The following is a 25,298-nucleotide window of genomic DNA, read 5'->3' as shown; positions in this document are numbered from 1 at the left end:
AGACTATTATTAATCATAAATATATGATATTATCAATGGGAGAGTGTGATGTATGAAGCTTATAGATTTGTTAAAGGGAATTAGAGTTATAGATATAGATGGTCCTACAGATATTGATATTAGCAAAGTAGTTGATGATTCTAGAAATGCATTAAAAAATAGTCTTTTTGTGGCAATTGATGGTTTTAGTGTTGATGGTCATAAGTATATATCTGAAGCTATAGACAATGGGGCCTCGGCAATTGTAATATCCAAAGAGCTTTATGAAATAGGGAATATAAGTAATGAAGATAGAGTAACTATGATAAGTGTTGAAAACACAAGAAGGGCATTAGCTAGAATTGCATCTAGATTTTATAATAAGCCTTCTGAGAAAATGGAGCTTATAGGAGTTACTGGAACTAATGGAAAGACATCAATTACATATTATGTAGAAGCTATATTTAAAGAATATGGCAAAAAGGTAGGGATTATAGGAAGTATAGGAAATTTGATAGATGGAGAATTAAAGAGAACTAAAAATACAACACCTGAGCCTTTAGAAATACAAGAAATATTTAACTCCATGGCTGATGCTGAAATCAACCTATGTGTTATGGAGGCTTCATCCCATGCATTGGACTTAGGTAGGGTTGATTATTGTCAGTTTGATGTGGGAGTATTTACTAACTTAACAACCGATCATTTAGATTATCATAAGAACTTCGATAATTATTATAATGCAAAAATAAAACTATTTTATAAGACTCAAAAATGTAATATTATTAATATTGATGATAGATATGGAAGACGTATATTTAATGAAGTAAAGAATTTGAAAACCCAGTTATTGACTTATGGTTTAGATAGTTCAGCAGACATTTTTGCTTCAAATATAGTTTATAGTGCCCAAGGAGTAAGGTATACTTTGAATACTCCTAAGGGTAAAATTACAATAGTAACAAATACACCTGGAGAGTTTACAGTCTATAATACATTGGCAGCAGCAGCTTGTGGATATATATATGAAATTGATTTGCAGACGATAAAGCAAGGAATAGAATCTATCAAGGGAATAAAAGGACGATTTGAAGTTATACCAGTAGATAGAGATTTTACGGTAATCATAGATTTCGCCCATACTCCTGAAGGACTAGAGAATGCCTTAAAAACTATTAAACAATTTGCAACTGGTAGAATAATAGTTTTATTTGGGGGCGGTGGAGACAGAGACAGATCAAAACGGCCTAAAATGGGTGAGATAGCTGCTAAAAACAGTGATGTATGCATAGTAACATCAGACAATCCAAGATCAGAAGATCCTAAAAGAATTATTGATGAAATTCTTGTAGGTGTACATAAAGTGAGGAATGATTTTATATCAATAATAGATAGGAAAGAAGCTATTAGATATGCTTTGGATAATAGCATGGCAAATGATGTGATCTTATTAGCAGGTAAAGGTCATGAAACATATACTTTAATAGAAGATACAATATTGCCATTTGATGAGAGAAAGATTGTATATGACATTTTGAATGAAGAACATTAAAAGTTAATAAACCTTAACTTGAGAGGAGAAGAAAGATGGTAGAATATAAGGATATAATTAGAATTATTGTTATTGCATTTTTTATTACATTGTTATTAGGACCTTTGGTAATTCCTTTATTGAGAAGACTTAAGGCAGGCCAAAGTATTAGGGAAGAAGGACCTAAAAGCCATTTCAAGAAAGGCGGAACTCCTGTGATGGGAGGAATAATGTTTATCGCTGCACTGTTGTTGACTACACTAACTTCAGGAGTACTAAATAATGATATGATAGTGTTGCTATTATCAACAATTGGATTTGGGTTAATAGGGTTCATAGATGATTTTATTAAAGTTGTGTTAAAGAGAAATCTAGGATTGAGGGCTTATCAAAAGCTTTTTCTTCAAATTGTGTTAGCAGTTATTCTAGCTTTTTATCAATCAAGTACTTCTTTAATGGGGACAAAATTATTAATACCTTTTATTAATACTACTATTGACTTAGGATTCTTATACATACCATTTATATCTTTTGTTGTGGTAGCTGTAGTAAATAGTGTAAATCTAACTGATGGATTAGATGGTTTGGCTTCAGGTGTCACTTTAATTGTAATGGTATTCTTTAGTATAGTTGCAATTCAAGCTGGTAATGACAGTGTTGCTATATTCTCTGCTGCATTGGTAGGTGGATTATTAGGATTTCTAAGGTACAATGTTCATCCAGCTAAGGTTTTTATGGGAGATACTGGATCATTAGCCTTAGGGGGAGCTGTGGCTGCAGCAGCAATTCTACTTAACCTTTCATTGATAATACCTATTGTTGGTGGTATCTATTTTGCAGAAGCATTATCTGTTATAATTCAGGTTACATCATATAAGTTGACAGGAAAGAGAGTATTTAGAATGAGTCCACTACACCATCATTATGAAGAAAAGGGATGGAAAGAGACTAAAGTAGTAGCAGTGTTTTGGACAATTACTTTTGTACTATGTTTAGTAGGTCTTTTTGCTGTTTAGCAATCTGAAAAAGTTTACATATGTATCTAGAGTGAAAAGGTTGTTAAGACTTATAGAGTAATATATATAAACTACAATATGTAAAGAAGGTGGCAAAATGAATCTCAAAGATAAAAATATTGTTGTTCTTGGTTTGGCTGTAAGTGGTGTATCTACTGCAAAGGCAATTAATAGACTAGGGGCAAATATAACTATTACAGATATGAAAAAAAAAGAAGAACTAGTTGAAGATATAAAAAAGCTTGAAGGCATAAAAGTTAACTATGTTTTGGGAAGTAATGACGTAGATGTGGATAGCATTGATTTAATTATAAAAAATCCAGGAGTTCCTTTAAATATTCCTTTGTTAAATAGTGCAAGAGAAAAAGGGATTGAAATAATAACTGATATTGAGTTGGCAAGTCGGTTAAGTAATAACCCTATGATTGCTATTACTGGTACTAATGGGAAAACTACCACTACTACGTTGATAGGAGAAATTTTTAAGAATTCTGGTCAGAATCCTCATGTTACTGGAAATATAGGAGTAGGAATATTATGGGAGCTTGTAAATTCGTCGGAAAATGATGTATTTGTAATAGAAACAAGTAGCTTTCAATTAGAAAGTACTTTTGATTTTAAACCTAAAATAAGCATTATATTGAATGTAACACCAGACCATATTAATTGGCATGGAACTTTTGATAATTATGTAAATGCTAAAAAGAAAATATTTAATAATCAAGATAAAGAAGATTATACTATCTTGAATTATGATGATAAAATACTTTCCAAGTTAGAAGATGAGATTAACTCAAATCTAATATACTTTAGCACAGACAGCTCGTTAAAAAGAGGAGTTTATATTGATGGTGAGTATATAGTAGTAAATGATGGAAAGCAAATCATAGAGGTGTTACCTTATTCAGAGGTTGGACTTCCAGGAAAACATATTTTACAAGATGCTTTAGCAGCTACTTGTGCTGCTTGGATTATGGGTGTAGATATAGAGATAATAGCTAAAACCTTAAGGGAATTTAAGGGAGTAGAGCATAGATTGAAATTTGTAGAAGAAATTAATGGAGTTAGCTTTTATAATGACTCAAAAGGAACTAATCCAGATTCTTCAATTAATGCAGTAAAGGCTATAAAGAGCCCGATTATTTTAATAGCTGGTGGGATGGATAAGGGAAGTGACTTTACAGAGTTTATTGAGAGTTTTAATGGAAAGGTTAAAGCATTAGTTTTACTAGGAGAAACTGCAGAAAAAATAAAAAAGACAGCAATAAGTCATGGATTCAATAATATATATATAGTAGAGGATATGAAAAGGGCTGTTAAAAAGAGCTATGAACTCAGCAGCTCTGGAGATAATATCCTTCTTTCTCCTGCATGTGCAAGTTGGGATATGTATAAGAATTTTGAAGTCAGGGGAGAGGATTTTGTAAATGAGGTAAAAGGCTTAAGGAGGGCTTAATATGGCAAAGGGTAAAGCCAGTGATTTTACACTAATGATAGCTACCATTTTACTAGTATTTATAGGTATTATAATGGTATTTAGCTCTAGTTGGCCTAATGCATTGTATAAAATGAATGATGGTTATTATTTTCTTAAAAAGCAACTTATAGCTGGAGTAATAGGGCTTTTTGCAATGTTGTTTTTTATGAACTTTCCTTACTGGAGATTAAATAAACTATCCAAGTTGATATTTTTAGGGTGTATTGGGCTAAGTTTGCTTCTTTATACTCCCTTAGGAATAGAAATAAATGGTGCTAAAAGATGGATAAATTTTGGAATTACAACTGTTCAACCTTCTGATGCAATGAAGTTAGGTTCAATTATTTATTTAACATCATTTCTAAGCAGAAGGAAGGAAGACATTAAAAGTATAAAGAAGGGTGTTTTACCAGCATTGGTCATAATCGGTATTGGAACAGGAACTATACTTATGCAAAAAGACCTTAGTACTAGTGCTGTTTTAGGTATGGCTTTAGTAATAATACTCTTCATTGCGGGAATGAAAATGCTACATTTAACTGTCTTAGGGGTACTTGGCTTGGGAGCAGTGGCAGGAGCAATTGCACTAGAAGATTTTAGACTTAATAGAATTATGGCTTTTTTAAATCCTTTTGAATATAAGAGTGGAATAGGTTGGCAGGTTGTTCAGTCTCTATACGCTTTAGGCTCCGGTGGAGTTTTCGGGGCTGGACTCGGTAAGAGTAGACAGAAATTTTTTTATATACCTGAACCCTACAATGACTTTATATTTGCAATTATTGGTGAGGAGTTAGGTTTTATTGGTTGTATTACTGTAATAGTTCTTTTCCTACTAATAATATGGAGAGGTATTAGAATAGCATTGAATGCTAAGGATTTATTCGGTTGTCTATTAGCTTCAGGAATAGTATCATTGATTGCAGTTCAGACATTAATACATATAGCTGTAGTGACTTCATCTATGCCACCAACAGGAATTCCGTTACCATTTATAAGTTATGGTGGTACATCACTGATGGTGTATATGGCTGCAGTTGGAATTCTACTTAATATATCAAGACATACTGAACTAGATAGGAGTTGAGAGTTAATTGAAGGTTCTAATAACAGGTGGAGGAACTGGGGGACATATATATCCAGCCTTAGCCATAGCAAAGAAAATTAAAGAGGAACATCCTGATTCATCTATAGTGTATGTGGGTACAAAGAATAGTATGGAATCAGAAATAGTGCCTAAAGAAGGATTTAACTTTAAAAGCATAAGAGTTAAGGGTTTTAGAAGAAAGTTATCAATGGATACATTGAAATCAATAAAGGAATTAGCATTAGGACTAAATGATGCTAGGAAACTTATAAAAGAGTTTTCGCCAGATATTGTGATAGGAACTGGAGGTTATGTTTGTGGACCTTTAGTCCTTATTTCCTCGCTAAAGGGAATACCAACCTTGATACACGAACAAAATGCATTACCTGGTATTACTAATAGAATACTATCAAAGTTTACTGATAAGATAGCAGCTAGCTTTGAAGAATCTAAAAAGTATTTTAAAGATTCAAGTAAAGTAATTATAACTGGTAATCCAATTCGTAAGGAAATTGTAAATATAAAAGAAATAAACAAGAGTTCCGCCTATAGATCATTAGGGATTACTTCTCAAAAGAAAACAGTCTTATCTTTTGGTGGTAGTGGTGGACAAAAAAGTCTTAATGATGCAATGGAGGAAGTAATAGCTAAGAATATAAATAATGATGATATTCAAATTATTCATGTAACTGGAAAGAGATTATATGATAATTTTGTTGAAGGAATCAAATCTAAAGGAATTAATTTATCTACTCATAAAAATATAAAAGTATTACCTTATTTATTTGAGATGCCAAAGGCACAGTCTATTGCTAATTTAATAATAACTGGTGGTGGAGCATTATCCATAGCAGAGATTAATGCCATAGGGAAGGCTAGTATAATAATCCCTAAGGCTTATGCTACTGATAATCATCAAGAATTTAATGCTAAGGCATTAGAGGATGAAGGTGCAGGAGTTATGGTACTTGAAAAGGAGCTATCAGGAGAGAAATTAAATAATTTAATTATAGATTTATTAAAGAATGAAAGAAAGCTAAGAAGAATGGAGCAAAATAGTAAGCGAATAGGCATAACTGATTCTGCTGATAGAATTATTGCAATAATAAATCAGATGGTTAAATAAAACATAAACATATTAGAATATTACTGATGTAACACCTTACAAGGATATGCATATTATGGTTATATACTTATTTTTTTAGACATATTCTTTGGAGGTGAAAGGATGGGAAAGTATATAATTGAAGGTGGCAAAAGATTAGTAGGAGAAATAAATGTCACTGGAGCTAAGAATTCTGTTTTACCTGTATTGGCCGCTACAGTAATTAATAACGATACAAGTACTATTTTTAATTGTCCTAATTTAAGAGATGTAGAAGTTATGGAACAGATTTTAAAAACTATTGGTTGTAAGGTTAACAGAATGGATGATATGACATATGTAGATTCAAGACCTATAAATAAGATGAGAATTTCAGAGGAACTAGTAAGAGAAATGAGGTCTTCCATTATATTAATGGGAGCAATGCTAGCCAGGTTTGGTGAAGTTGAAATTAGTTATCCAGGAGGCTGTGAAATCGGGCCTAGACCAATTGATTTGCATCTAAAATCCCTTAGAGAGTTGGGAGCAATAATAGAAGAATCTCATGGTTTTTTATATTGTAAAGCTGAGAATCTTAGAGGTTGTGAAATTCAACTAGACTATCCTAGTGTTGGTGCCACTGAGAACATAATGATGGTTGCAGTTAAAGCTAAGGGAACAACAATAATTAGAAATGCTGCCCGTGAGCCTGAGATAATTGACCTGCAAAATTACTTAAATGTAGCAGGGGCAAAGATTTATGGAGCAGGAACAAGTGTCATAAGAATAGATGGAGTGGATAGCTTCAATAGTGTAGAGCATAATATAATCCCTGATAGAATTGTTGCGGGTACTTATATGGTAGCTGCTGCTATAACAGGAGGAGAAGTTGTGCTTAAAAATATTGAAGTAGAACATATACAATCTATTATTGCAAAGCTTAGAGAAGCTGGTTGTATGGTATATAATAACTGCACTACACTAAAAGTTATTGGACCAAGAAGACCAAATGCAATCGAGACTGTTCAGACTCTTCCGTTTCCAGGATTTCCTACAGATATGCAAGCACAGATGATGGCGTTACTATCATTGGCAAATGGAACAAGTATTATATCTGAGACGGTTTTTGAGAATAGATTTAAACATGTTGAAGAATTAGTTAGAATGGGAGCTAATATAAAAACAGTTGGAAAGGCAGCTGTAATAAAAGGAGTTGAAGGACTAACTGGAGCTAAGGTTAGTGCTAAAGATCTACGAGGTGGAGCAAGTCTTGTATTATCAGGGTTAGCTGCAAAAGGAACTACTGAGGTTGATAATATATATCATATTGAAAGAGGATATGATGGTTTAGAAAAAATACTTCAATCGCTAGGAGCTGATATTAAGAAAATATAATAGCAGCTTCTGCTGCTTAGATTAAATTGGACATGCCCTAGAGGAGGTGTATCATTGAAGAAAACTAGTAAAATTGAGAAGAAAATAAGAAAGAAAAAAATTGGACTTATGATTGTCATTCTTTTTTTAATTACTAGTGTTTTTCTTATTTTGCTTTCTCAAACTAATATTTTTAATATATCTAAAATTCAGGTAAATAATGATGGAATACTTAAAGATAATGATGTTATACTAGCTTCTGGTATACAAAAAGGAGAAAATATTTTTAGAGTAGATACGTCTACAGCCATTGAAAGCTTGCTATTACATCCATATATTAAAGAAGCAAGGGTTGACAGAAAATTTCCTAATAGGATAGATATAAATATAGTAGAAAGAAATAGACATATGGTCTTACTTAATGTGGGTTCCTATATACTTGTAGACGATGAAGGAATGATTATAGATATAGCCCAGGCTAAAAGTGCATTTCAAGGGGATATCCCTCAAATTAATGGATTAAAAATTAAGAATGCATCTATAGGTGAGAAGGTAATAATAGAAGAAGATAGAAACATAGAGGATATTATAAACTTTCTAGAACTTTGCAATACTATTGATATATATAGTAAGATTTCTGAAATTGAAGTTAATGACGATTATAGCATTAATTTTAGATTTAATTCTGGAACTAAAGTTGCATTTGGTGACCTAAATAATGTAAAATATAAATTAAGCTTTGTTTTTAACATTATGGAAAGTTTAGAACAAAGACAAGATTTCAATAAGGAGCAGATTTCAAAGGGTTTGATAGATTTGACACAAGGAGAAGATGCTATATTTACTTTTGAAACCGATTAGGAGGAAAATATAATGAAAAGCTTTAGAAATAAATTAGCTTTAACATTAGTATGTATTATACTAGGGATTATACTAGCTATTCAATTTAAAACAGTAAAAAAGACCTTTGGAGAAGGAGACTATATACCTACTCAAAGAACAGAAGAGTTAATTCTTGAACTAGAGAAGCTCAAAGATGAAAAAGACACTTTAAGAAATGAACTTGATAAGCTTGAGACTAAGGTTAAGCAATATGAAAAAGGAGAAGCTGATAAAAACACCTATGTTGAAAATCTTTATAAAGAGCTGGAAAAGTACAGGATGCTTGCAGGCTATGAAGATGTTAAAGGCCCAGGTATAATATTGAAAATAGATGATACTAAAGAGAATTATCAGTATTGGGACGGATCTAGTGCCGTTGTTCAAAATTATGACTGGATTCTTCAAATGATTAGTACATTAAATGCTGCTGGAGCAGAGGCTATTTCTATTAATGGACAGAGATATACTAGTTTTACAGAAATAGAAGCAGCAGGTAATCATTTAATGATAAATGGTGAATCTTCAACTACTCCAGTAATTATAAAAGCTATTGGTAACCCTGAAAATTTAGAAAATGCTTTAAGAATGAAGGGTAGAATTATATGGATAATCACAAATGAAGATTATGCTATAGATATTCAAATAGATAAACAAGAAAACGTTGAAATACCTAAATACACTAAGATTAGAGAATTTAGGTATGCTACTGAAGCTTATGATATAAGCAATTAGCCCTTGGGAGGGTTAGCCTATGAAAACAAAACTATCATATAAAATAATCATTTTTGTCATGGCAATTTTATTGGGAGTCTTATTATCTAGTCAAATGAAGCAGGATTTGGAAGGCTATTCTCAAGTTTCTTTAAAGTCTGTTCAAATGGTGAAAAATGAGATAGAGAATTACAAGAGTCAGATATCAGACTTAAATAAAATGATTGAAAAAAAAGAAGAAGAAGTCAATATGTATGAAAATACTTTGAATGATAATGGAAATATTTCCGATGTTTTAAAGGAAGAAATTGAACATATGAAGTTTTTAGCAGGATATAAAGATGTTCAAGGACCTGGAATTATTCTTACGATTTCAGATAGTGTAAAGGAAATTAATTATGGTGAAAACATAAATCAATTCTTAGTTCATGATATGGATGTACAAAGGCTAGTTAATGATTTAAAAATAGCAGGTGCAGAGGCAATAAGTGTTTCTGGACAAAGAGTTTTATCAAGCTCTGAAATAGAATGTAATGGACCTACTATTAAAATTAACGATAGAACTTATGCTATTCCATTTGTTATTAAAGCTATTGGTGATCCTAAGGTTTTAAATGCTGCAATAAATGCACCAGGAACATATGGATATCAGCTTAAAGAAGTATATGAATTAGAATTAAACACAACTGTAAGTGATTTTCTTTTAATTCCTAAGTATAAAGAAGATATTGATTTTGAATTTGTAAAACCGTTGGAAGAAGGTGAATAATTTGATTTTTGCTTTAATTGGTATTTTAATTGGTGTTATTATTGGATTTTTCTTACCTATAACATATGCTACAAGTTATTCTTTATATATCTCCGTTGCCATACTTGCCTGTATGGATTCGGTTTTTGGAGGTATTAGAGCAACTTTAGATGATGTATTTGATGCAAGAATTTTTATTTCAGGTTTTTTTGGTAATGCGATTTTAGCAGCTTTTCTTGCCTATATTGGAGATAAGCTAGCAGTGCCTTTATATTATGCTGCTATATTTGCTTTCGGAGTAAGATTGTTCCAAAACTTCGCTATTATCAGAAGACATATTTTTAGTAGGGATTAGTTTTAAAATTAGTAAAAAAATCTCAACATATGCCATACTTAAAAGGAGCTAGATATTATGGATAATATTATAACTTCAATAGATCTAGGAACATCTAAAATATGCGTTTTAATTGGACAAGTTGACAATAATCAACTACACGTATTAGGATTAGGAAAAAGCGAAAGCAATGGTATTAAAAAAGGTGTAGTAGTTGATATTGAAGCTGCTGCTAAGGATATTGCAAGGGCTGTTGAACAAGCTGAAAACATGGCAAATGTTGAAATTGAATCTGTATATATTAACATACCTGGTGGTTACTCAAAACTATTGAATAATAAGGGTGTTATAGCTATATCTGGAGATAATAGTGAAATTGATATAGAAGATGTGAACAGAGTCTTAAATTCTGCTACAATTGTCTCGATACCTCAAGGTGAGCAGATAATTGATATAATACCCAACCAATACATAGTTGATGGATACGATGAAATAAAAGACCCAATAGGAATGTCCGGTATTAGATTAGAGGTTGATGCCAATATTGTAACTAGTTCTTCTACAACTTCCTTAAATTTAATTAAGAGTGTAAATAAAGCGGGATTAGAAGTTTTGGGAATAGTAATGGAACCCTTAGCCTTATCTGAAGCAATAATAACTAAGGATGAAATGGAACTAGGCGTTTGTATAGTTGATATAGGAGCAGGAAATAGTGATGTTTCTATATTTAAAGGGAACAAACTAATATATTCATCTGCTATTCAAGTTGCAGGGAATCATATTACTAATGATATATCCATTGGACTTAGGATGCCCTTTGATAACAGTGAAGAGATAAAAAAGCATTATGGTATAACCTATACACCTTCTGCTGATGATGAAAAATGTTTTGATATTAAGCCTATAGGCAGAGATGAAGAAATAAGTGTATCTCAGCTTCAATTGGCTGAAATTATAGAAGCTAGAGTATCGGAGATATTTGAATTAGTTAATCAGCAGCTAGTAAGGTCCCATCTTAAAAATAGTATACTTGCCGGGATTGTAATCACAGGCGGTGGTGTTAGTTATTTAGATGGAGTACTAGACTTGGCAAAGGATATATTTGATTTGCCGGTAAGAATTGGCAGACCTGCCTATCTAGGTGTGGAGGAACCAATATTTTCTACATCTGTTGGATTAATAAATTATTCTTTTAAAAGGAAATTTAATTATTATGTAGAATATAATAATGTGGATGTTAAAAAAAATGGATATAAAGGTAATATGAAAAAGCGTAAAAACAATGTAGTATCTACTATAAAAAAAATATGGGATGAATATTTCTAAAGATAAGGGGGTCATTATGTGTTTGAATTTGATGTTGATATGGAGCAGTTTGCGCATATAAAAGTAGTTGGAGTTGGCGGTGGAGGAAACAATGCTGTCAATAGAATGATAGAGAGTGATGTACAAGGAATAGAATTTATTGCTGTTAACACTGATAGACAAGCTTTATATTCTTCTAAAGCTGAGATAAAAGTACAAATAGGTGATAAGCTTACAAGAGGATTAGGAGCAGGTGCTAACCCTAATATTGGAATGAAGGCTGCAGAAGAGAGTAAGAATGAAATTATTGAGAGTCTTGAAGGAGCAGATATGGTTTTCATCACAGCAGGTATGGGTGGTGGAACTGGAACAGGTGCTGCACCTATTGTTGCTGAGGCTGCAAAAGAATTAGGCATCTTAACGGTTGGGGTAGTAACTAAGCCTTTTATGTTCGAAGGTAGAAGAAGAATGCTTCATGCCGAGCAAGGAATAGCTAGATTAAAGGAAAAAGTAGATACTCTTGTTACAATACCAAATGATAGACTACTTCAAGTAGTAGAAAAGAAAACTTCTATTATGGATGCATTTAAAATAGCTGATGACGTGCTAAAGCAAGGTATTCAAGGTATATCAGATTTGATTGCAGTACCAGCTTTAATTAACTTAGACTTTGCTGATGTTAAGACAGTTATGGAAAACCAAGGATTAGCCCATATGGGAATTGGCAGAGCAAGTGGAGAAAATAGAGCTACTGAAGCAGCAAAACAAGCAATACATAGTCCGCTTTTAGAAACTTCAATCGAAGGAGCTAAAGGAGTTTTATTAAATATAACTGGAGGACAAAACTTAGGATTATTTGAAGTTAATGAGGCTGCTGACCTTATCAGACAATCTGTAGATCCAGATGCTAATATAATTTTTGGTGCTGGAATTGACGAAAATCTTAAGGATGAATTAAAAATTACTGTTATTGCAACTGGTTTTGAAGAAAATGCTGAGTCTAGCAATAATAATAAAAATAATAATAAAAAGTTAGATGAAAAGAAAAAAAATGATTCAGGAGAAAAACCTAACTATGAGCCTGACGATTTGGATATACCGACTTTTTTGAGAAAAAGATATAAGTAAAATAATTTTAGAAATAAAAAAATATTGTGAAGACTTAAGAGCATAGAATATTCTATGCTCTTAAGTCTTTTTTGTTGTAAAAACTGTAATAGGCGATAATTCAAGAAAATATATATAAATCAGATAGCATTTGAGCTGTTCTTTTTTGAGGAAATTACAGCTTTTTCGACTTCAACAACTGACATATTTTTAATCCTATATATTATATAATAGTCATAAAAATAGGGACAAATGAATAATAGTATTGTAATAGGAGTTCTATGCAAAAAAGGGGGCAGTAGCTTGTATATATATGCTGAATACTTATTGATTGAAAATATAGTTATTAACTACATAATATTATATGTTACAAAAAGATTTACAAGAACAGATACAAGCAGGTTAAGATTAATTTTAGCTGCAACTCTAGGAGCATTATATGCTTTTGTAGTATTTTTTCCTTCTTTAAGGTTCTTGGCTAAGTTTATAGTGAAAGTGGCTGTTTCTATATTAATTATTATAGTTGCTTTTAGTCCTTCAAAGTTATACAAGTTTATTAAACTATTTGCTACTTTCTATATAGTCACATTCGTTTTTGGAGGAGCAGTTTTTGCGTTTTTTTATTTTTTCAATGTAGATGCTTTTATGGGGGGAGGTATTTTTTATATAAGAGATTTACCAACTCTTGTGAAATTACTGATAATAGGAATATTTGCTTCTTCAATACTTCTTAAGTTTACTTGGGGTTATATACAAAATATTATTAGCAAGGAGAGAGTATTTATCCCTATTACAATCAATCTTAACAATAAAAAAGCTAAGATCATGGCACTAATGGACACAGGCAATTCCTTAAAAGATCCTATTTCTGATATACCAGTAATTGTAGTAGAATTCTGTGCAATAAAGGATTTACTTCCTGATAATGTACAGAGAATATTTGACCAATACAAAGAAAATAATTTAGAAATAATCTCTAATGTAATGTCTAAGTCAACAGAGGAAGTTAAGTTTAGACTTATTCCTTTTAAATCATTAGGTTTAGAGAACGGAATGTTGTTAGGATTTAAACCTGATACTGTAGTTTTAAATGAAGAGGATGAAAGGGTTCTATCAAATATTGTTGTTGGAATATATAACAATACTTTATCTCCAGACAATAAATATATGGCTTTACTACATCCTGAAATATTAAAATAAAGGGGAGATTCACGTTGTTAAAATTTACTCAAAGAGCTAAATTAATGTTGCAATTATACTATATAAAGATATTAAAGAAGTTTAAATTATATAAAGAGGAAGAAGTATTTTATATTGGAGGTAGTGAGGTTTTACCTCCTCCTTTGTCTAAAGAAGAAGAACAATATTATATATCTAGGATGAAAGACGATGATGATGTTAAAAGTATTTTGATAGAAAGAAATTTAAGACTAGTGGTTTATATTGCAAGGAAGTTTGATAATACAGGAGTTGGAGTAGAAGATTTGATTTCAATAGGAACTATTGGACTAATAAAAGCAGTAAACACTTTTAAGCCTGACAAAAAGATTAAACTTGCTACATATGCATCTAAATGTATTGAGAATGAAATTCTTATGTATCTTAGGAGAAATAGTAAGACAAAATCAGAAATATCATTTGATGAGCCATTAAATATTGATTGGGATGGAAATGAACTATTACTATCAGATATATTAGGAACAGATAGTGATATAATATTCAAATATTTAGAAGAAGAAATAGATAAAAATTTATTGAAAGAAGCTATGATAAATCTTTCAAATAGGGAAAAGAAGATCATGCAATTGAGGTTTGGTTTGGGTAAAAATGAGGAAAAGACTCAAAAAGAAGTTGCTGATATACTAGGAATATCACAATCATATATTTCAAGACTAGAGAAAAGAATTGTAAAAAGACTTAGAAAAGAAATCAATAGAATGGTATGAAGCAATAATAAATATGCTCCTCTTGCAGTATACAGTTGAGGTAATAGGCTGTAACTGAGAAGAGGAGTATTTTTATGTGAGGAAATTGCATGAAATTTTAATATGCAATTTCCTCATGTAATAAAAATATAGTATTTGTTCATTTTTTAAATAAAAAGTTCATAAAAAAAGACTTAATCTATTTACATTAATTATTGAATAAAAAAACATTAAAAGGCAATAATTTTTATTGAAAGGGGCAAAACATCTAGAAAGGAATGGATAACAGAATGCATATAAATAAAGTTGAAATATGTGGCGTAAATACTGCTGAATTACCTGTATTAACTAATAAGGAAATGAGAGCTTTATTTGATAGAATACATGCTGGAGATTTAAGTGCTAGAGAAGAATTTATTCAAGGTAATCTTAGACTAGTTCTAAGTGTTATTCAGAGATTTAACAAAAGAGGAGAGCATGTTGATGATTTGTTCCAGGTGGGTTGTATTGGACTTATAAAAGCTATTGATAATTTTGATTTAAGTCAGAATGTTAAGTTTTCAACATATGCTGTACCTATGATAATAGGTGAAATAAGAAGATATCTTAGGGATAATAATTCAATTAGAGTTAGTAGATCCTTACGAGATATAGCATATAAAGCCTTACAGGTTCGTGATCAACTAATTAATAAACATTCTAAGGAACCGACAATATCTGAAATATCTAAAGAGTTAAATTTGCCGAAAGAAGATGTAGTGTTTGCACTAGATGCTATTCAAGATCCAATATCTTTATTTGAACCGATTTATCATGATAGTGGAGATGCCATATATGTAATGGACCAAGTAAGTGATGAAAAAAGTGAAGATGAAACATGGTTAGAAGGAATAGCTCTAAGAGAAGGACTAAGGCGTTTGAATGATAGAGAAAAGCTAATACTTAACTTAAGGTTTTATGAAGGTAAGACACAAATGGAAGTAGCAAATGAAATCGGAATATCGCAAGCCCAAGTGTCAAGACTTGAAAAAACAGCATTAAAACATATGAGAAAGCTAATTTAAAAAATCATATAAATGAGGAAATTGCATATTTACAAATTGAATATATTTTTGCATAAAATTTTAATATGCAATTTCTTCAAATATAAAGACCTAACTACTTCATTTTAAATTTCTTATAAAAATAGGAATATTTTTAGACAAGTTTTATGTATATATATAGTAGAACAAATAATAAGAGAAGGTGATGAGATGGTTAGGACTTCAGGATTAAGAGAAAAGGAAATTGTTAATGTTAAGGATGGTACTAAGCTAGGGTTAATATCTGATATAGAGGTCAACCTAGAAGCTGGCATGATAGAAGCAATTATTATACCAGGGCCAGGAAAGGTGTTAGGACTCTTTGGAAAGAATGAAGATTATGTTATCAAATGGGAGGATATTGTTAGGATAGGAGTTCATGTAATATTAGTTGATTTAAAAACTGAGTGGGATCGAGATAAAGAGTATAGAGTTGAAGCAGATTACTAATTAATCCCTTCAATTAGTCAATAAATTAGACATTTAAAATAAAATATAATATAATATAATTCAATCATCATTGAGAATACTATATTTCATAAAGGGGGAGTTAAATGAGATGTCCCTACTGTGATTTTTTTGAAACAAAGGTTATAGATTCTAGACCTACAGAAGAAGGACAAACCATAAGAAGAAGAAGAGAATGTACAAAGTGTAACAAAAGGTTCACTACATATGAAAAAATAGAGGAGATTCCTTTAGTTCTTGTTAAAAAGGATGGCACTAGGCAATCTTATAATAGGAATAAATTATTAAATGGTATTATACGTGCTTGTGAGAAGCGACCAGTATCAATAAAGAAGATTGAAGGAATTGCCGATGATATAGAGAAAGAATTATATAACTCTATGGAAAAGGAAGTAACTACAAGATATGTGGGTGAAAGAATTATGAGTAAGCTTAAGGACATTGATGAGGTTGCATATGTTAGGTTTGCTTCAGTATATAGGCAATTTAAAGACATAAATACTTTCATGGATGAGCTAAAGAAATTATTAGATGAGAAGTAGGATAGGACTCAATTAGAGTCCTATTTTTTAAATAATTTTATAAGGAGTTGGTTTTCTGATGAATGAAGGTAACTTTATATTAAGAGAAAAAAAGGGAATAAAGTATTATACTATACCTACTTTTGATAAAACAGGATTAGTTAAAAATATTTTTACTACTAGAATTAAGGGTGTAAGTGAGAAACCTTATAATAGTTTAAATCTCGGACTAAATAATGAAGACAATTTAAGTAAAGTCAAGGATAATTTTAAAATTCTATGTGATGCTGTAGATATATCAACTGAAAGCTTAGTTTTTTCAAATCAAGTTCATGGGACTAATATAAAAGTAATTAATGAGAAAGATAATAGTAAATGTTTTCTAAGTAAATCAGACTCTGATGGAGTAGATGGTTTAATAACGAATAAAAAGGGATTGACGTTATGTACCTTTTATGCCGATTGTGTTCCTATTTATTTTTTAGATACTAAGAAGGAGGTTATTGGTTTAGCCCATGCTGGATGGAGAGGAACAGTAGAGAAAATTGCAGAAAAAATGATAGACATAATGGAAGAAAAATTTCAAAGTGATTTAAATGATATAATTGTAGCAATAGGACCATCTATAGGGCCATGTTGTTATGAAGTAGATAGATATGTATATGATAAATTTAACAGTAATTTTACAAATCTTGAACAATTACTGATTCCAACGGACAGAGACAAGTGGTACCTTAACTTATGGAATGCAAATGTGGTAATATTAAGTGGAAGAGGTGTACCTATTAATAATATATTAGTAGGGGAACATTGCACTAGCTGCAATAATGATTTATTTTTCTCATATAGAAAAGAAAATGGAAAAACTGGTCGTATGGCTGCATTATTACAGTTAGTATAACTTTGGAGGTGGATATAAGTGAGCTATGGAAAAGTATTAGTAGTTGATGATGAGGAACATATTGTTGAATTAATAAAATTTAATTTAGAAGGTAATGGATATGAAGTAATAGAAGCCTATGATGGTATTAGGGCTATAGAATTAGCTAAGAACGAAAAGATTGATATAGTTATATTAGACCTAATGCTTCCAGGAACAGATGGAATTGAAGTATGCAGAACCCTTAGAAAAGATCCCTCTACTGAAAAACTACCAATAATAATGCTTACTGCAAAGAGTGAAGAAACTGATAAAGTATTGGGCTTAGAAATTGGTGCCGATGATTATATCACTAAACCTTTTAGCGTGAGAGAGCTTATTGCAAGAATGAAAGCTGTTTTAAGAAGAAGTAAAGATGATAAAAAAGAAGAGAAAAAGATTATAGAGATACATGACATTATAATAGATGTTGAAAAGCATGAGGTTACAAGAAATAATGAAAAAGTAGAATTGACCCTTAAAGAATTTGAGCTTTTACGAATATTAGCTGAAAATAGAGGTAAGGTATTGTCTAGAAATATGCTCCTAGATGAGGTATGGGGTTATGACTATTTTGGAGAAACTAGAACAGTGGATGTTCATATTAGACATTTAAGAAAAAAGATAGAAGAGAATGATAAAGCACCTAAATATATTGAGACTATTAGAGGTGTCGGATATAAAATGAAATAAGGGAGACTGATATGCAAAGAAGAATATTTATTGCATTTATTACGCTATTATTAATTGGCGTTTTAACTACTGGGATTCTTGCTCTAAGCCTATTTAGAGTACAGTATTTTAATGATATAGAAGACAAGCTAGTTACTAACTCTAATTTGATCAGTGAATTTATATATCAACAAGAAGATTTAAGCAAGGATAGGTTGAATGAGTTGGCATCAGTTTATTCAAAAAAAACAGATGCTAGAGTAACTTTAATTGATAAGAATGGATGGGTTGTTGGTGATTCCCATGCAGATTATAGAGAATTAGAGAATCACATTAATAGACCAGAAGTTCAAGAAGCTATGAATGGGGAAATCGGTGTAGTTAAGAGATTTAGTAAGTCTGTGGATACTGATATGTTCTATGTTGCAATACCATTCTCGAGAGAGGGAAGTGATTTATCAGCTATAAGACTTTCGGTTTCAATAAAAGAATTGGAAGAAATCAATAAAACAATATTGAAGTATATTGTAATATCTATTTTGGCTGGACTATTTGTAGCATTCATATTAGGATTTAGATTTGTTCATACAGTAACTGAACCTATAAAACAACTTACAAATGCTACTAAGAAAATATCACAAGGTAACTTTGGAGAAAAGGTCTATTTTAGAACTGAAGATGAATTGGGAACTCTTGCTGAAAATTTTAATGTTATGAGTCAAGAGTTGCATGATACAATCGAAGAACTACAGCAAAGTAATACTAAGATTAAAGCTACTTTAACTAGTATGATTAATGGAGTTTTAGCATTAGACAGCTCTAAAAAAGTAATGTTTATCAATCCAACAGCTGAAAAAATATTTGACTTAAAGGAAGAAGAAATTAAAGGGAAGCACATATTAGAGATTATTAGAAATAATGTATTAGATGATTTAATTCATAAGCTTTTGCATGAAAGTGTAACATCAAAGGAAGAAATAGAAGTATTTGAACCTGAGCATAGAATACTAAATGTTTACACTAATCCTATAACTTTAACTACAGATCCTAATAGGTCAATTGGAGTTTTAATTTTAATCCAAGATGTGACGGAAATACGAAAGTTAGAGAGAATGAGGAAGGATTTTGTTGCAAATGTGTCCCATGAGTTAAAGACACCATTAACATCTATAAAAGGGTTTATTGAGACTCTTAAGAATGGAGCAGCTGAAGAAAAGGCTGTTAGAGACAAATTTTTAGATATTATTGATATTGAAGCAAATCGATTAACAGCTTTGATCCATGATTTACTATTATTATCTGAAATAGAAAATAAAAATAATAGATTTAATGAACAAGAAATTGATACAAATAAAGCAATAGTTGAAGTGATTCAGTTCTTAAGCGGAATGGCTAAGCAGAAAGGTATTACTATAGTGGACAAAATTAATAATAACCTACCTTCTATTTGTGGAAATAGAGGCTGGTTTAAGCAAATGCTTATAAATCTTATTGATAATGGAATAAAGTATACCCCGGATGGAGGCAGTATTACTATAACAGGGTATTCTACTAATAGAGAACTGATTTTTAAAATTAAGGATACAGGTATAGGAATAGATTCTGATCATATTAATAGATTGTTTGAAAGATTCTATAGAGTAGATAAAGCTAGGTCAAGACAGGTAGGTGGAACTGGACTTGGATTAGCTATTGTAAAACATATAGTTTTATCATTGAAGGGAAATATCAGTGTGAAAAGCGAAATTAATAAAGGTACAGAGTTTACTATAGCATTACCTTTAAAAAAAGAGCAGACTAATAAATAAATTAAAAATGATGATGAAAGGAGCTGATTATCTTTTAGTTATTATATCAGCTTCTTTTCGTATGTAATATAACTAGATTTTTAGTATAAGCTACTTAAGATTCTAAATTGAAAAAAGGGTTATATTCTAATATAATATTATAAAAGTGAAGAATTAATAGGTAAAGTTAAATAAGCCTAACAATAAGATAAAGGAATTGATATATATGAAAAAAGATAATATGAATAATATATTGATGCAAAATATTTTGCAGTCCATTGATGAAGGGATACATGTTATAGATAGCAATGGAAAAACAATCATGTATAATGATGTGATGGAGAAATTAGAAGGACTAGAAAAGGAAGTTGTACTAAATAAAAAATTTTCAGATGTCTTTCCATCATTAGATGAAGAGACTAGTACTCTATTTACAGTAATGAAGACAGGTAGACCTATTTTAGATAGAACACAGACTTATTTTAATTATAAAGGACAAAAAATAACTACTATAAACACAACAATTCCTCTTTTTGATAATGGGAGAAAGCTTGGGGCTGTAGAGATAGCAAAAGATATTACAAAGATTAAGAAATTATCTGAAAAGCTTTTGGATCTTCAAGAGGAGCTTACAAAGCAAAATAAAGAGAATACAAAAAAAACTATTCCTAAGTATACATTTGACAATATTATTGGAAATAGTGAGGGAATTAAGAAGGCTATTAATATTGCTAGAAAATCATGTAATACTTCTTCCAGTGTTTTAATTTATGGTGAAACAGGAGTAGGTAAAGAGTTATTTGCTCAAAGCATACATTACGAAGGGGTAAGGAAAAACAAACCATTTATTGCTCAAAATTGTGCAGCTTTACCAGAATCTTTATTAGAAGGTCTTTTATTTGGTACTGTTAAGGGAAGTTTTACAGGGGCAATTGATAGGCCTGGATTATTTGAGCAAGCAAATGGTGGCACCCTATTACTTGATGAGATAAATTCCATGGGAATGAATCTTCAAGCAAAATTATTAAGAGTGCTTCAGGAAGGATATATTAGGAGAGTAGGTGGACTTAAGGATATCCCAATAGATGTAAGGATTATTGCTACAACTAATGAAGATCCCAAAAAAGCAATTGAGCAAGTAAGTCTCAGGAAAGATTTATACTATAGGCTGAATGTAGTTTCACTGACTGTGCCTCCCTTGAGGGATAGGACAGGGGATATAGAGCTATTATGTGATTCCTTTATTCGTAAGTATAATAAGAAATTAAAAAAAGATGTTTGGATGGTATCACAGGATATTATGAATGATTTTGATAATTATATGTGGCCAGGAAATGTTAGAGAATTAGAGAGTATGATAGAAGGAGCAATGAATTATATTAATCAAGATGAAAATGTATTAAAGAAATATCATTTTCCATTATATATTGATGAAGTTAGAGAAAAGGATATTAAATTAGGTAATGATATAGATATGACTAAGTCATTACCAGATATAATTAGTAAAATTGAAGAAAAGTTAATAATAAATGCTATGATGTATTCAGATAGAAATATCTCAAGGGCAGCTAAATCATTAGGAATTAAAAGGCAGACATTACAACATAAGCTAAAAAAATATAATATTTAAGTTTTAAAATCTATATTATCATTTGAGGAGATTGCATATTTAATTTGTAAATATGCAATTTTTTAATTAATCTAATGATAGTATAGGTTTTATTTTGTTACGAAGAAATTCTATTAAAAACAAATGTAGAAATTTAAGGAAATTTAACGAGGGAAAATTCTTTATTAAACTCCAGTATTATGATAGAATATACATAAACAAGTAAAAAAATTGACTTAAATTCAATGGACAAGCTGTTTTAAGATCTATTAAGTGTACAAGCTCAAAAAGGTTAGTACTACTACATAACTATATAAATTTAAAGTTTTGTTTAGATTATTTTATTTAATAAATATTGATGACTCTGTAGAAATTACAATGGATTAGGGGTAGATTCAAATGAAAGAAAATGGATACAAGAGGATGAAAAATACTATAAAGAGAATTATGAAATATATATATATAATCTCGCCTAAATACTTTATTATAAGCATTCTATTAACCATTGCCATAGGTTTTTCATCTGCCATGTCAATATGGGCGACAAAATTATTAATTAATGGGATTGTGGAAGTTAGTACAAGTAAGAGTAATAAGTTTATGGAAATAATAATTATCTATGTTGCAGTTAATATTTTTATACAATTAATAAAATCACTAAATAATTATGTAACTTCAAAACATCAATTGAAGTTAGAATATAAGATGAGTATGGATATTTTAAATAAATGTAAATTTTTAGGCTTAAAAGATTTTGAAAATTCTGAAATATACAACACTTTGAGTAGAGCTAAAATAGAGGGACAAACAAAGGTTTATATAGCATATAGAAACATACTATCGATAATAACCCAAATTGCTTCAATAATATCTGTAGCAGCAATTATTCTTTCTTGGAACTCTTATATTTTCTTACTGGCATTTATAACGCCAATTATATCAACCTTAATAAATACAAGAATAGGATATCGAAATTATAAGATGAGAATGGAACGAATGAATGAAGTAAGAAAAACTACATATATAAACTATCTACTTACTAATAATATTGCATGCAAAGAAATAAAAACATACAACGTAGGATCATATTTAGTTAATACTTTCTCTAAAATAAAGCGTAAAATTCAGAGTCAGGACTTGCATATAACTAAGATAAGAACAATTTGGTCTATGGGGCTAGGTTTAATAGATGAACTAATTAGTCTATTTATTATATTCAAAATTGTTGAAATGGCAATGTTAGGGAGAATATTGGTGGGAGATACAGTCGCTTATATAGATAGTATTAGTATAATACAATCAAATGTTAGTAGATTTTTAAAGAGTTTGTCAGAAATATACAGTGATATTTTGTATGTAGAAGAATTTTATAAATTACTAGATTTAGAAGTGAAAGATGATTATGAAATAGGAATTGAGATACAAGAGATAAGAGAAATAGAGTTTAAAGATGTTTCTTATACATATCAAGGTGCAAATAATTATACACTTTCAAATATTAATATCAGCATATGTAGAGGAGAGTTAATAGGTATAGTAGGAGAAAATGGCTCAGGAAAGACTACTTTTATAAAGCTTCTATGTGGATTTTATGATAATTATAAGGGAGAAATTTTAATTAATGGAATAGAGTTGAGAGATATAAACACTAATAGTTTAAGAAAATGTATGGGAATTATTTTTCAAGATTTTAATAAGTATGAATTAACTTTAAGAGAGAATATTGGGTTTGGTAATCTAGATGAAATTTACAATGATAATAAAATATTAATGTCTTTAGAAGAGGTTGCTTTAAAAGAGAAAATTGGCAAGTTTCCCAATCATTTGGAAACTCAAATGGGTAAATGGTTTGATGGAGAAGAGCTATCAAGGGGACAATGGCAAAGAATAGCTTTAAGCAGGACATTTATGAGAGATGCAGATGTTTATGTATTAGATGAACCCACTTCATCCCTTGATCCAATATCTGAAAAACAAATATTTTCATTAGCAAGGGAAAAGAGTAAAGATAAAATAGGAATTTTTATTACCCATAGAGTTGAAAATATTGCGGAAATGAACCCTAAAGTTATTGTATTTTCAGAAGGGAGAATTATTGCATCTGGAAGTAATAATGAATTAATTGAAAATTGTGAAGAGTATATTAGGCTATTAGGGTTAAAGGAGGAATGTATATAGGATACTAGTGGACAAGCTAACTACAAGCATAAAAGAAAATTTAATCAACAGTCTTTAAATCTTCTAATTAGAAATGGAGGTTAATTATGAAACCATTGATTCATATGTTTAAAACAGAAAATAATTATTACTTTTATGATGTAAATAGAAATGAAAATGTTCATATAGATGAAGAAGTATATCATAGCCTAGATAAAATTCTTAATGGTGAAATAGATGAGATTAGTATAGATGAGAAATTTAAAATGCAATTCGATGAATTAAGAAGAGAAGGCTATCTTTCTACTAATCGAATTAGAGAAATCAAGCATCCAGCTACAGATTTATTAGATACTTATTTAAGTAGAAAAATGAAAATGATAACAATTCAATTAACTCAAAATTGTAATTTGCGTTGTGAATATTGTCCTTATACAGAAAACAATGGAACTGAAAGAAAGCATTCAAATAAAAAAATAGATTTTGAAACTATAAAAAAGGCCTTGCTTATTTTCAGAGATAATTCTATAGATAATGACAATGTTTCAGTGACCTTTTATGGTGGAGAACCATTATTGGAATTTGATTTAATTAGAAAAACTGTTGATTACTGTAAGGAACTATTTAGTGGTAAGCATGTGAAATTTTCATTGACCACAAATGCCACATTGTTTACTAAAGAGATAATGGAATTTTTTGAAAAAGAAAAATTTAACTTGCTTATTAGTCTAGATGGACCTAAACACCTAAACGATAAAAATAGAAAATTCTATAATAGCAATAAAAGCGTATTTGATAAAGTAGTTAAAAATATACAAGTAATGAAAGACAGCTATAAATCTCTTTTTAATAATCTTTCGTTAAATATGGTAATAGATCCCACAACAGATCTCAATGATTACTTATCTTTATTTAGAGAAAATAAAATATTGGATGATGTTAGAGTAAGAACAACAATACTAGATGATTATACTGAAGACAATAGATTCAAATCTCTAGATTCATTTGTTGAACAGTATTGTGAATTGGAGAATAAATATAGCTCACATATTTTTGAAAATAAAGAATTAACGGATGAGAGATTTATTGAATCATTGTTTTTTAGAAAAACACAAGATTTATTAGAGGATATAGAAAAAACAAATAGTTTGGGAAATGTAGGGTGTCCATCTGGTCCTTGTGTACCAGGTGCACAAAGATTATTTGTTGATGTTGATGGAAAGTTTTATCCCTGTGAAAGAGTTAGTGAGTCAAACAAATTCAATATTATTGGGAATGTAAATGAGGGTATTATGATTGAAGAAGCAGAGAAAATTCTTAATATTGCTAAATACAATAGTGAAAAGTGTAAAAATTGTTTTGCGTTTAGAGAATGTGGTTTTTGTATAAATAGTTACGAAAAAGAATTGGACAAGGTCAAAGTATCAAACCAAATGTGTGAAAGCAGAAGGAACACTTTCCATAAAAAATTGATCAATTTACAGACAATTAAAGAGAAGAAGTACAATAAAAGCTTTAGAGGGTGA

At 30.3% G+C, this 25,298-nt stretch carries 23 protein-coding genes; all 23 read left to right on the top strand.

Features of this window, described 5'->3' with window-relative positions; translation table 11 throughout:
* Window positions 1-52: 52 nt before the first annotated feature.
* Window positions 53-1,531, top strand: a complete 1,479-nt coding sequence (locus tag JMO20_RS08385; RefSeq protein ID WP_202709122.1) for a UDP-N-acetylmuramoyl-L-alanyl-D-glutamate--2,6-diaminopimelate ligase — start codon at window positions 53-55, stop codon at window positions 1,529-1,531.
* A gap of 35 nt (window positions 1,532-1,566) precedes the next feature.
* A complete protein-coding gene (gene mraY, locus JMO20_RS08380; RefSeq protein WP_202709121.1) occupies window positions 1,567-2,526 on the top strand; it encodes a phospho-N-acetylmuramoyl-pentapeptide-transferase in 960 nt (319 codons plus the stop codon).
* Between the two features lie 97 nt (window positions 2,527-2,623).
* Window positions 2,624-3,982 carry a UDP-N-acetylmuramoyl-L-alanine--D-glutamate ligase gene (murD, locus tag JMO20_RS08375; protein WP_202709120.1) on the top strand — a complete coding sequence of 453 codons (1,359 nt, stop codon included), beginning with the start codon at window positions 2,624-2,626 and terminating at the stop codon, window positions 3,980-3,982.
* 1 nt (window position 3,983) lies between these two features.
* On the top strand, window positions 3,984-5,087 hold the full coding sequence (gene spoVE, locus JMO20_RS08370; protein ID WP_202709119.1) for a stage V sporulation protein E: 1,104 nt from the start codon (window positions 3,984-3,986) through the stop codon (window positions 5,085-5,087).
* A gap of 7 nt (window positions 5,088-5,094) precedes the next feature.
* Window positions 5,095-6,213: an undecaprenyldiphospho-muramoylpentapeptide beta-N-acetylglucosaminyltransferase gene (gene murG / locus JMO20_RS08365; protein WP_202709118.1), complete on the top strand. Its 1,119-nt coding sequence runs from the start codon at window positions 5,095-5,097 to the stop codon at window positions 6,211-6,213.
* A 102-nt stretch (window positions 6,214-6,315) separates the two neighbouring features.
* Entirely contained in the window at window positions 6,316-7,566 is a 1,251-nt protein-coding gene (murA, locus tag JMO20_RS08360) for a UDP-N-acetylglucosamine 1-carboxyvinyltransferase (RefSeq protein ID WP_202709117.1), read from the top strand.
* 54 nt (window positions 7,567-7,620) lie between these two features.
* A complete protein-coding gene (locus JMO20_RS08355; RefSeq protein ID WP_202709116.1) occupies window positions 7,621-8,406 on the top strand; it encodes a cell division protein FtsQ/DivIB in 786 nt (261 codons plus the stop codon).
* Between the two features lie 12 nt (window positions 8,407-8,418).
* Window positions 8,419-9,159: a DUF881 domain-containing protein gene (locus tag JMO20_RS08350; RefSeq protein ID WP_202709115.1), complete on the top strand. Its 741-nt coding sequence runs from the start codon at window positions 8,419-8,421 to the stop codon at window positions 9,157-9,159.
* A gap of 19 nt (window positions 9,160-9,178) precedes the next feature.
* Window positions 9,179-9,907, top strand: a complete 729-nt coding sequence (locus JMO20_RS08345; RefSeq protein ID WP_202709114.1) for a DUF881 domain-containing protein — start codon at window positions 9,179-9,181, stop codon at window positions 9,905-9,907.
* A 1-nt stretch (window position 9,908) separates the two neighbouring features.
* A complete protein-coding gene (locus JMO20_RS08340) occupies window positions 9,909-10,241 on the top strand; it encodes a small basic family protein (RefSeq protein WP_202709113.1) in 333 nt (110 codons plus the stop codon).
* Window positions 10,242-10,298: 57 nt separating this feature from the next.
* Complete coding sequence (gene ftsA, locus JMO20_RS08335) at window positions 10,299-11,546, top strand: cell division protein FtsA (RefSeq protein WP_202709112.1); 1,248 nt, start codon at window positions 10,299-10,301, stop codon at window positions 11,544-11,546.
* 18 nt (window positions 11,547-11,564) lie between these two features.
* Window positions 11,565-12,653, top strand: coding sequence for a cell division protein FtsZ (gene ftsZ, locus JMO20_RS08330; protein WP_202709111.1), 1,089 nt, complete (start codon window positions 11,565-11,567; stop codon window positions 12,651-12,653).
* A gap of 282 nt (window positions 12,654-12,935) precedes the next feature.
* Window positions 12,936-13,832, top strand: a complete 897-nt coding sequence (gene spoIIGA / locus JMO20_RS08325; RefSeq protein WP_243414685.1) for a sigma-E processing peptidase SpoIIGA — start codon at window positions 12,936-12,938, stop codon at window positions 13,830-13,832.
* A gap of 14 nt (window positions 13,833-13,846) precedes the next feature.
* Entirely contained in the window at window positions 13,847-14,578 is a 732-nt protein-coding gene (gene sigE / locus JMO20_RS08320) for an RNA polymerase sporulation sigma factor SigE (RefSeq protein WP_279380083.1), read from the top strand.
* Window positions 14,579-14,835: 257 nt separating this feature from the next.
* Window positions 14,836-15,621, top strand: a complete 786-nt coding sequence (sigG, locus tag JMO20_RS08315) for an RNA polymerase sporulation sigma factor SigG (protein ID WP_341534010.1) — start codon at window positions 14,836-14,838, stop codon at window positions 15,619-15,621.
* 189 nt (window positions 15,622-15,810) lie between these two features.
* On the top strand, window positions 15,811-16,089 hold the full coding sequence (locus JMO20_RS08310; RefSeq protein ID WP_202709109.1) for a YlmC/YmxH family sporulation protein: 279 nt from the start codon (window positions 15,811-15,813) through the stop codon (window positions 16,087-16,089).
* 104 nt (window positions 16,090-16,193) lie between these two features.
* Complete coding sequence (gene nrdR / locus JMO20_RS08305; RefSeq protein ID WP_202709107.1) at window positions 16,194-16,649, top strand: transcriptional regulator NrdR; 456 nt, start codon at window positions 16,194-16,196, stop codon at window positions 16,647-16,649.
* 58 nt (window positions 16,650-16,707) lie between these two features.
* Window positions 16,708-17,529 (top strand): peptidoglycan editing factor PgeF, encoded by an 822-nt coding sequence (gene pgeF / locus JMO20_RS08300; protein ID WP_202709097.1) that lies wholly within the window; start codon window positions 16,708-16,710, stop codon window positions 17,527-17,529.
* Between the two features lie 18 nt (window positions 17,530-17,547).
* A complete protein-coding gene (locus tag JMO20_RS08295; RefSeq protein WP_202709095.1) occupies window positions 17,548-18,240 on the top strand; it encodes a winged helix-turn-helix domain-containing protein in 693 nt (230 codons plus the stop codon).
* A gap of 11 nt (window positions 18,241-18,251) precedes the next feature.
* Window positions 18,252-20,027, top strand: coding sequence for a two-component system histidine kinase PnpS (gene pnpS, locus JMO20_RS08290; protein WP_202709094.1), 1,776 nt, complete (start codon window positions 18,252-18,254; stop codon window positions 20,025-20,027).
* 205 nt (window positions 20,028-20,232) lie between these two features.
* Window positions 20,233-21,636 (top strand): sigma-54 interaction domain-containing protein, encoded by a 1,404-nt coding sequence (locus JMO20_RS08285; protein ID WP_243414684.1) that lies wholly within the window; start codon window positions 20,233-20,235, stop codon window positions 21,634-21,636.
* A gap of 378 nt (window positions 21,637-22,014) precedes the next feature.
* The gene (locus tag JMO20_RS08280) at window positions 22,015-23,793 is read left to right on the top strand and encodes an ABC transporter ATP-binding protein (protein ID WP_202709092.1); all 1,779 of its coding nucleotides are present in this window, start codon (window positions 22,015-22,017) and stop codon (window positions 23,791-23,793) included.
* Window positions 23,794-23,879: 86 nt separating this feature from the next.
* On the top strand, window positions 23,880-25,298 hold the full coding sequence (locus tag JMO20_RS08275; RefSeq protein WP_202709090.1) for a radical SAM/SPASM domain-containing protein: 1,419 nt from the start codon (window positions 23,880-23,882) through the stop codon (window positions 25,296-25,298).

Origin of the sequence: Sporosalibacterium faouarense, from assembly GCF_016765695.1 — a bacterium.
GTDB classification, from domain to species: Bacteria; Bacillota; Clostridia; order Tissierellales; family VENL01; genus Sporosalibacterium; species Sporosalibacterium faouarense.
This window is presented reverse-complemented; position numbering and strand designations above follow the sequence as displayed.

Excerpts from the sequence above, each read along its gene's own strand:
- nrdR (WP_202709107.1), top strand. The coding sequence starts at position 16,194 with ATGAGATGTCCCTACTGTGATTTTTTTGAAACAAAGGTTATAGATTCT.
- pgeF (WP_202709097.1), top strand. The coding sequence starts at position 16,708 with ATGAATGAAGGTAACTTTATATTAAGAGAAAAAAAGGGAATAAAGTAT.
- JMO20_RS08280 (WP_202709092.1), top strand. The coding sequence starts at position 22,015 with ATGAAAGAAAATGGATACAAGAGGATGAAAAATACTATAAAGAGAATT.
- JMO20_RS08385 (WP_202709122.1), top strand. The coding sequence starts at position 53 with ATGAAGCTTATAGATTTGTTAAAGGGAATTAGAGTTATAGATATAGAT.
- murA (WP_202709117.1), top strand. The coding sequence starts at position 6,316 with ATGGGAAAGTATATAATTGAAGGTGGCAAAAGATTAGTAGGAGAAATA.
- ftsA (WP_202709112.1), top strand. The coding sequence starts at position 10,299 with ATGGATAATATTATAACTTCAATAGATCTAGGAACATCTAAAATATGC.
- mraY (WP_202709121.1), top strand. The coding sequence starts at position 1,567 with ATGGTAGAATATAAGGATATAATTAGAATTATTGTTATTGCATTTTTT.
- pnpS (WP_202709094.1), top strand. The coding sequence starts at position 18,252 with ATGCAAAGAAGAATATTTATTGCATTTATTACGCTATTATTAATTGGC.
- JMO20_RS08310 (WP_202709109.1), top strand. The coding sequence starts at position 15,811 with ATGGTTAGGACTTCAGGATTAAGAGAAAAGGAAATTGTTAATGTTAAG.
- JMO20_RS08345 (WP_202709114.1), top strand. The coding sequence starts at position 9,179 with ATGAAAACAAAACTATCATATAAAATAATCATTTTTGTCATGGCAATT.
- sigG (WP_341534010.1), top strand. The coding sequence starts at position 14,836 with ATGGATAACAGAATGCATATAAATAAAGTTGAAATATGTGGCGTAAAT.
- JMO20_RS08275 (WP_202709090.1), top strand. The coding sequence starts at position 23,880 with ATGAAACCATTGATTCATATGTTTAAAACAGAAAATAATTATTACTTT.
- spoVE (WP_202709119.1), top strand. The coding sequence starts at position 3,984 with ATGGCAAAGGGTAAAGCCAGTGATTTTACACTAATGATAGCTACCATT.
- murD (WP_202709120.1), top strand. The coding sequence starts at position 2,624 with ATGAATCTCAAAGATAAAAATATTGTTGTTCTTGGTTTGGCTGTAAGT.
- JMO20_RS08350 (WP_202709115.1), top strand. The coding sequence starts at position 8,419 with ATGAAAAGCTTTAGAAATAAATTAGCTTTAACATTAGTATGTATTATA.
- JMO20_RS08285 (WP_243414684.1), top strand. The coding sequence starts at position 20,233 with ATGAAAAAAGATAATATGAATAATATATTGATGCAAAATATTTTGCAG.